Annotated in this window: 6 protein-coding genes and 1 pseudogene; 2 read left to right on the top strand and 5 right to left on the bottom strand. The window is 71.1% G+C overall.

The window, feature by feature from the left end:
* Nucleotides 1–37: 37 nt before the first annotated feature.
* From galK to galT, 3 genes are read right to left on the bottom strand one after another with little or no spacing between them, the layout of a single operon-like run.
* Nucleotides 38–1,192, bottom strand: a complete 1,155-nt coding sequence (gene galK, locus ACFC02_RS24015; RefSeq protein ID WP_376360873.1) for a galactokinase — start codon at nt 1,190–1,192, stop codon at nt 38–40.
* Nucleotides 1,192–2,160 (bottom strand): UDP-glucose 4-epimerase GalE, encoded by a 969-nt coding sequence (gene galE, locus ACFC02_RS24010; protein ID WP_376360870.1) that lies wholly within the window; start codon nt 2,158–2,160, stop codon nt 1,192–1,194. The genes galK and galE overlap by 1 nt, the downstream gene beginning before the upstream one ends.
* Nucleotides 2,157–3,218, bottom strand: coding sequence for a galactose-1-phosphate uridylyltransferase (gene galT, locus ACFC02_RS24005; RefSeq protein WP_376360867.1), 1,062 nt, complete (start codon nt 3,216–3,218; stop codon nt 2,157–2,159). Before galT ends, galE begins: the two co-directional genes overlap by 4 nt.
* A gap of 232 nt (nt 3,219–3,450) precedes the next feature.
* Between galT and ACFC02_RS24000 the strand changes: the two genes are divergently transcribed.
* Complete coding sequence (locus tag ACFC02_RS24000) at nt 3,451–5,151, top strand: sodium:solute symporter family protein (protein WP_376360864.1); 1,701 nt, start codon at nt 3,451–3,453, stop codon at nt 5,149–5,151.
* A 21-nt stretch (nt 5,152–5,172) separates the two neighbouring features.
* Nucleotides 5,173–5,511: a hypothetical protein gene (locus tag ACFC02_RS23995; RefSeq protein WP_376360861.1), complete on the top strand. Its 339-nt coding sequence runs from the start codon at nt 5,173–5,175 to the stop codon at nt 5,509–5,511.
* Between the two features lie 23 nt (nt 5,512–5,534).
* On the opposite strand, the gene ACFC02_RS23990 is transcribed toward ACFC02_RS23995, so the two are convergent.
* Nucleotides 5,535–6,203 (bottom strand): LuxR C-terminal-related transcriptional regulator, encoded by a 669-nt coding sequence (locus ACFC02_RS23990; protein ID WP_360978101.1) that lies wholly within the window; start codon nt 6,201–6,203, stop codon nt 5,535–5,537.
* Nucleotides 6,204–6,389: 186 nt separating this feature from the next.
* A pseudogene (locus ACFC02_RS23985) lies at nt 6,390–7,036 on the bottom strand (hypothetical protein); the annotation flags it as partial.

The raw sequence follows: 7,036 nt of genomic DNA, 5'->3' as shown, positions 1-7,036 counted from the left end.
TCGCGCCCGGTGCCGCCGGCCCCGCTCCGGCGCGCCGTCAGATCAGGCGCCGCGCCCCCGCCGAGGGCACCGCCTCGAAGACGCGCGGGGTAGTGAAACCGGCCTGCGCGAAGGCCTGTTCGACCGCCTCGGTGACCGAGGGGACGTCGGACTCCCGGGTGAGGACGATCGCCGAGCCGCCGAAGCCGCCGCCCGTCATGCGGGCGCCCAGCGCGCCGGCGGCCAGGGCGGTGTCGACGACCAGGTCCAGCTCCGGGCAGGAGATGCGGAAGTCGTCGCGCAGGGAGACGTGGCCCTCGGTCAGGACCGGGCCGATCGCGCGGGCGCCGGTGGATTCGAGGAGGGCGATGACGCGTTCGACGCGGGCGTCCTCCGTCACCACGTGGCGGACCAGGCGGCGGATCTCCTCCTCGTCCCCGAGCCGTTCCAGGGCCGCGTCCAGGCCGTCGTAAGGCACGTCCCGCAGGGCGTCGACGCCGAGGAGCGCCGCGCCCTTCTCGCAGCCGGCCCGGCGCTTGCCGTACTCGCCGTCGCTGTGGGCGTGCTTGACGCGGGTGTCGACGACGAGCAGCCGCAGGCCCTCGCGTGCCAGGTCGAAGGGGATCTGGCGCTGGGCGAGGTCGCGGGTGTCGAGGAAGAGGGCGTGGCCCGCCTCGCAGCAGGCCGAGGCCGTCTGGTCCATGATGCCGGTGGGGGCGCCGACGTAGACGTTCTCGGCGCGCTGGCACAGGCGGGCCAGCTGCCAGGCCTTCAGGCCGAGGCCGTACAGGTCGTTCAGGGCCAGGGCGACGACGACCTCCAGGGCCGCCGAGGAGGACAGGCCCGCGCCGGAGGGCACCGTGGACGTCAGGTGGACGTCCGCGCCCGGCACCGCGTGGCCGGCCTCGCGCAGCGCCCAGACCACGCCCGCCGGGTACGCCGTCCAGTCCTTGTCGGACCCGGGCGCCAGGTCGGCCACGCGCAGTTCGACGGGGTCGCCCGGGACGTCGGCCGAGTGCAGCCGCAGCACGCCGTCGTCGCGGCGGGCCACGGCGGCGATCGTCTCGTGCGGCAGCGCGAACGGCATCACGAAGCCGTCGTTGTAGTCGGTGTGCTCACCGATGAGGTTGACGCGGCCGGGTGCCGCCCACACTCCCTCCGGGCCGGTGCCGTACAGCTCGGCGAACGAGTCCCGGACCTGCTGTGCCCCCACTACTGCTCCCTCGCGATGTGCTGCGCGAACTCCCAGGCGTCCGCGACGATTCCCGCGAGATCCGCGCGGGACGGGTTCCAGCCGAGCCTGTCGCGGGCGGCGCCGGCGGAGGCGACCAGCACCGCCGGGTCGCCGGCCCTGCGCGGGGCCACGACCTCCGGGACGGGGTGGCCGGTGACCCGGCGGACCGTCTCGACGACCTCGCGGACGGAGAAGCCGTTGCCGTTGCCGAGGTTGCAGATGAGGTGCTCGCCCGGGGCGGCGGCCCGCAGCGCGAGCAGGTGGGCCTCGGCGAGGTCCGCCACGTGGATGTAGTCGCGCACGCAGGTGCCGTCGGGGGTCGGGTAGTCGTCGCCGAAGACCGAGATGGCCTCGCGGCGGCCCTGGGCGACCTGGAGGACCAGCGGGATCAGGTGCGACTCGGGATCGTGGCGCTCGCCGCAGGCGCCGTAGGCGCCGGCCACGTTGAAGTAGCGCAGGGAGACCGCGCCCAGGCCGTGCGCCGCCGCCTCGCCGGTGATCATGTGGTCGACGGCGAGCTTGGAGGCGCCGTAGGGGTTGGTGGGCCTGGTCGGGGCGGTCTCGAGGATCGGCGTCCGCTCGGGCTCGCCGTAGGTCGCGGCGGTGGAGGAGAAGACCAGCTTGCGCACGCCGGCCTCGCGCATCGCGGCGAGCAGCGCCATGGTGCCGCCGACGTTGTTGTCCCAGTACTTCTCCGGCTTCACCACCGACTCGCCGACCTGCGAGAACGCGGCGAAGTGCAGCACCGCGTCGAAGGAGGGGTCGAGCCACTTGGCGGCGTCGCGGATGTCGCCCTCGACGAAGGAGGCGCCGGCGGGCACGCCCTCGCGGAAGCCCGTGGAGAGGTTGTCGAGCACGACGACCTCGTGGCCGGCCTCCAGCAGGTGCTGGGCGACCACGCTCCCGACGTAACCCGCGCCACCCGTCACCAGGTACTTCCCGCTCATGAACTCGCTACCTCTCGCAATCGCTGGGCCGCGCGCTCCGGTGGCACGTCGTTGATGAAGACGTTCATGCCGGACTCGGAGCCCGCGAGGAACTTCAGCTTGCCGGAAGTTCGGCGGATGGTGAAAAGTTCGAGGTGGAGGGCGAAGTCCTCGCGGACGACTCCGTCGAACTCCTCCAGCGCGCCGAAGGGCGCCTGGTGCCAGGCGGCGATGTACGGCGTCGGCGGTTCACCCTCGCCGAAGATCCGGTCGAAGCGCCGCAACAGTTCCAGATAGACCTGGGGGAACTCTGTGCGCGCGGCCTCGTCGAGCGCGAGCAGGTCGGGGACGCGGCGCTTGGGGTAGAGGTGGACCTCGTAGGGCCAGTGCGCCGCGTACGGCACGAAGGCCGCCCAGTGCTCGGTCTCCAGGACGACCCGCTCACCGGCCAGTTCGCGCTCCAGGACGGCGTCGAAGAGGTTGCCGCCGCCGGTGGCGTCCTTGTGGGCCGCCAGCGAGCGCAGCATCAGCGCGGTGCGCGGGGTGGTGAACGGGTAGGCGTAGATCTGGCCGTGCGGGTGGCCGAGGGTCACGCCGATCTCCGCGCCGCGGTTCTCGAAGCAGAACACCTGCTCCACGGCGGGCAGGTGGGACAGCTCGAAGGTGCGGTCGGTCCAGGCCTCCAGGACGAGGCGCGCCTGCTCCTCGGTGAGCGCGGCGAAGGACGCGTCGTGGTCGGAGGTGAAGCAGACGACCTCGCAGCGGCCCGAGTCGCCGGCCAGCGACGGGAAGCGGTTCTCGAAGACCACCACGTCGTAGGAGGAGTCCGGGACCTCGGTGAGCCGCTCGCCGTGGGTGGGGCACAGGGGGCACTCGTCGGCCGGCGGGTGGTAGGTGCGGCCCTGGCGGTGGGAGGCGACGGCGACGGCGTCGCCGAGGAGCGGGTCGGGGCGGATCTCGGAGGTGGTGACGGTCGGCTCCAGCGGGCGCCGGTCGACGGCGTCGCGGACGGTGTCGTCACGCAGGTCGTAGTAGATCAGCTCACGACCGTCGGCCAGCCGGGTCGAGGTCTTCTTCACTGTCGGACTCCCTGTTCGTCCAAGCCCGGGCCGTACCCGACCACTCAGTCACCCAACACAATCGAACATAACACATCACAACTCACCATGGGAGGCTACCGGTGCGACGCACGGGCCGGCCACGGGGTTCACATCACAATCAAACAAAGACAACCAACAAAAGTGTTCAATTCATGAACGCGAAGGCGTAGGTTCCCGGCTGGATCCGTTCGCGCAACGAAGCGAGTTCTTTATGCAAACCCCCACATCCCCCACATACGCACCCGCGTACCTGGCGGCGGAGCTACGGCTGCCGACCAACGCCCTCGACTACACGATCCTCGCCATCTACTTCGTCGTCGTCCTCGGCATCGGTTTCGCCGCCCGCCGCTCCGTGAAGACCAGCCTCGACTTCTTCCTCTCCGGACGCTCCCTGCCCGCGTGGATCACCGGCCTGGCGTTCATCTCCGCCAACCTGGCCGCGACCGAGATCCTCGGTATGGCCGCCAACAGCGCCCAGTACGGCGCCTACACCGTGCACTGGTACTGGATCGGCGCCATCCCCGCCATGGTCTTCCTCGGCCTGGTGATGATGCCCTTCTACTACGGCTCCAAGGTGCGCTCGGTCCCCGAGTTCCTGCTGCTGCGCTTCGACAGGGGCGCGCACCTGCTCAGTTCGATCCTGTTCGCCTTCGCGGCCATCCTCATCGCCGGTGTGAACCTCTACGCCCTCGCGATCGTCGTCGAGGCGCTGCTCGGCTGGCCGCAGTGGGTGGCGATCGTCGTCGCCGGCTTCTTCGTCCTGGCCTACATCACCCTCGGCGGACTGTCCTCCGCGATCTACAACGAGGTGCTGCAGTTCTTCGTGATCCTCGCGGCCCTCATCCCGCTCGTGGTGCTCAGCCTGAAGAAGGTGGGCGGCTGGGACGGCCTGACCCACAAGCTCACCGAGACCCACGGGGCGAACTTCACCACCGCCTGGGGCGGCACCGGCATCGGCCACGCCAACCCGCTCGGCGCCAACTGGCTGACCATCGTCCTCGGCCTCGGCTTCGTGCTCTCCTTCGGCTACTGGACGACCAACTTCGCCGAGGTGCAGCGCGCCCTGTCCGCGAAGAACCTCTCGGCCGCGCAGCGCACCCCGCTGATCGCCGCGTTCCCGAAGATCTTCATCGTCTTCCTGGTGATGATCCCGGGTCTGGTCGCCGCCGCCGTCGTCCCGAAGATCGGCACCTCGGCCTCCGGGCTCCAGTACAACGACGCGATCCCCTACCTGATGCAGGAACTGCTGCCCAACGGCGTCCTCGGCATCGCGGTCACCGGTCTGCTCGCCGCCTTCATGGCCGGCATGGCCGCCAACGTGTCGTCCTTCAACACCGTGTTCACCAACGACATCTGGGCCAAGTACGTCGTCAAGGACCGCGAGGACTCCTACTACGTGCGGTTCGGCCGGCTCATCACCGCCATAGGCGTGCTCGCCTCGGTCGGCACCGCGTTCCTGGCGTCGTCGTTCTCGAACATCATGAGCTACCTGCAGACGCTGTTCTCCTTCTTCAACGTGCCGATGTTCGTGGTGTTCATCGTCGGCATGTTCTGGAAGCGCGCGTCCGTGAAGTCCGGCTTCTGGGGCCTGCTCGCGGGCACCACCGCGGCGATGGTGAACTACTTCGTCCTGTACAAGAAGGACATCATCCACATCCCCACCGACCAGGGCGCCAACTTCGTCTCGGCGATCGCCGGTTTCGTCGCCGGCGCGGTGGTCATGGTGGCCGTCACCCTGTTCACCAAGCCCAAGCCGGAAGCGGCCCTGCAAGGACTCGTCTACGGCACCAGGTCCCCCGGCATGGCCGAGGCGCCCGCCCCCGGCGACGAGGCCTGGTACCGCAAGCCCGCCCTGCTCGGCTGGGGCGCCGTCGTCCTCGCCGCCGCCTGCTACATCCCGTTCTCGTTCTGACCGCGGGAGGATGGAGAAACCATGTCACAGTCCCAGAACCCCGACCGGCCCGAGCGTTCCGGCCACTCCGAGGCGGACGTCCAGCGGGAAGTCACCGAACTGGAGGGCAAGTCCGCGACCGCCGCGCGCATCTTCGACCTGCGGCGGATCATCGGCGGGCTGTTCGTCCTCTACGGGGTCATCGTCACGATCACCGGCATCACCGACTCGCAGGCGGCCATCGACAAGGCCCAGGGCGTCAACATCAACCTGTGGACCGGGATCGGGATGCTCGCCCTCGGCGTGTTCTTCCTGGTGTGGCTGAAGCTGCGGCCGGCCGCGGCGCCCCAGCCGCCCGCGGAGGGGCCGGACGCCCAGTAGGCCCCGGTCGTCCGCTTCCCCCCTCAGGTGCGGCCCGCGCGGTCCAGCAGACCCGTGCGGGCCGCCAGGGCCGCCGCCTCCAGGCGGGAGCCCACGCCCAGCTTCATCAGGACGCGCTGCACATGGGTGCGGGCCGTGCTCGGGGCGATGCCCATCCCGGCCGCGATCAGCCGCGTGTCCTCGCCCTCCGCCACCCGCACCAGGACCTCCACCTCCCGGGGCGTGAGCATCCGCAGCAGCCGCTGGGCCTCGTCGTCCGGCTGGGCGGCCGGGTTCAGCAGCTCGCCGAAGGCGCCCTGGAGCAGTTGCGGGGCGACCGCCGCCTCACCGGCCCGCGCCTTCGTGATCGCCCGCTCCACGCCCTCTATGCGCTCGTCGTGCCGCACGTAACCCGAGGCGCCCGCGGCGAAGGCCGCGGCGATGCCCCGCGGGGAGGGCACCGGGCCCAGCACGACCACCGCCACCTGCGGGCGTTCCTGCTTGATCCGCGTCACCGGGTCGAACACATGCGGCTCGGCCGGCGCCGCCGTCCCCAGCAGGCAGACCTCCGGTGCGCGGCTGATCACCAGCTCCGCCGCGCCCGCCGCGGGCGCCGCCGCGGCCAGCACCCGGTGCCCCCGCAGTTTCAGCGCCGAGGCCAGTGCCTCGGCGAGCAGTCGGTGGTCGTCGACCACCATGAGCCGCACTCCCATCGGCAACCCCCCAGTTCCCTCCCGGAAGCTACACGCTCGTCCTCCGGCGCGCTGCCCCTACCGGCGAGAAGTGCCCCGGATCGCCGAAACACCCGGCGCGCGGAAGCACCCCCGGAGTGACGCGCGCGGCCCCGCTCCCGGGCGGACCGGGGGCGGGGCCGGGGGCGGGGCCGGGGGCGGCCGGGCTCAGCCGCCCGCGCCGAAGGCCAGCGCCAGGTACTCCTTGCCGAAGGCCGACGAGCGCTGCTTGTGGGCGTAGACCGACGCCATGTAGAGGCGGCCGTGCCGGAAGAGGATCTCCGCGTAGTCCGGGGACATGCCGGTCTGCGCGGCCCGTACGTCCCGCGTGGCCGGGGTCTCCAGCAGCACGGTCTCCTTGAAGCTGTTGCCGTCGATGCTCACCACCTGGCCGCCCTTGTCGTAGGGCGGGCGCTTGTAGGCGAGCAGGGCGCCGCCGTCCGTGCGCAGCGGGTAGATCTGGTAGCCGTCGCCCGCGTCGGCGCGCTGACCGGTCTGCCGGCCGGTGGTGAGGTCGAAGGCGACGATCTCGTTGGTCTGGCCGTGCTGGCCGCCGCCGTCGTGCTGCTCGGTCCCCAGGTACAGCCGGTCGTTGCCGGCCACGATGCCCGCGCAGTACTCGATCCTGGTGATCGCGTCGCAGCGGCCCCCGTACTGGTCGCCGGGCGCGCTGATGTGGGAACGCAGCCTGCCGGTCGCGCTGTCGATGGCGAAGAAGTCCGAGATGCCGTGGTCGCCGCCCAGGTCGGCGGCGCCCACCAGCCGGGCGGGCGCGACGATACCCCCGGAATCGAAGCCCGTTGGCCGCGTGTTTT

Source organism: Streptomyces sp. NPDC056160 (genome assembly GCF_042268205.1).
Classification (GTDB): Bacteria; Actinomycetota; Actinomycetes; order Streptomycetales; family Streptomycetaceae; genus Streptomyces.
This window is presented reverse-complemented; position numbering and strand designations above follow the sequence as displayed.

Excerpts from the sequence above, each read along its gene's own strand:
- galE (WP_376360870.1), bottom strand. The coding sequence starts at position 2,160 with ATGAGCGGGAAGTACCTGGTGACGGGTGGCGCGGGTTACGTCGGGAGC.
- ACFC02_RS24000 (WP_376360864.1), top strand. The coding sequence starts at position 3,451 with ATGCAAACCCCCACATCCCCCACATACGCACCCGCGTACCTGGCGGCG.
- ACFC02_RS23990 (WP_360978101.1), bottom strand. The coding sequence starts at position 6,203 with ATGGGAGTGCGGCTCATGGTGGTCGACGACCACCGACTGCTCGCCGAG.
- ACFC02_RS23995 (WP_376360861.1), top strand. The coding sequence starts at position 5,173 with ATGTCACAGTCCCAGAACCCCGACCGGCCCGAGCGTTCCGGCCACTCC.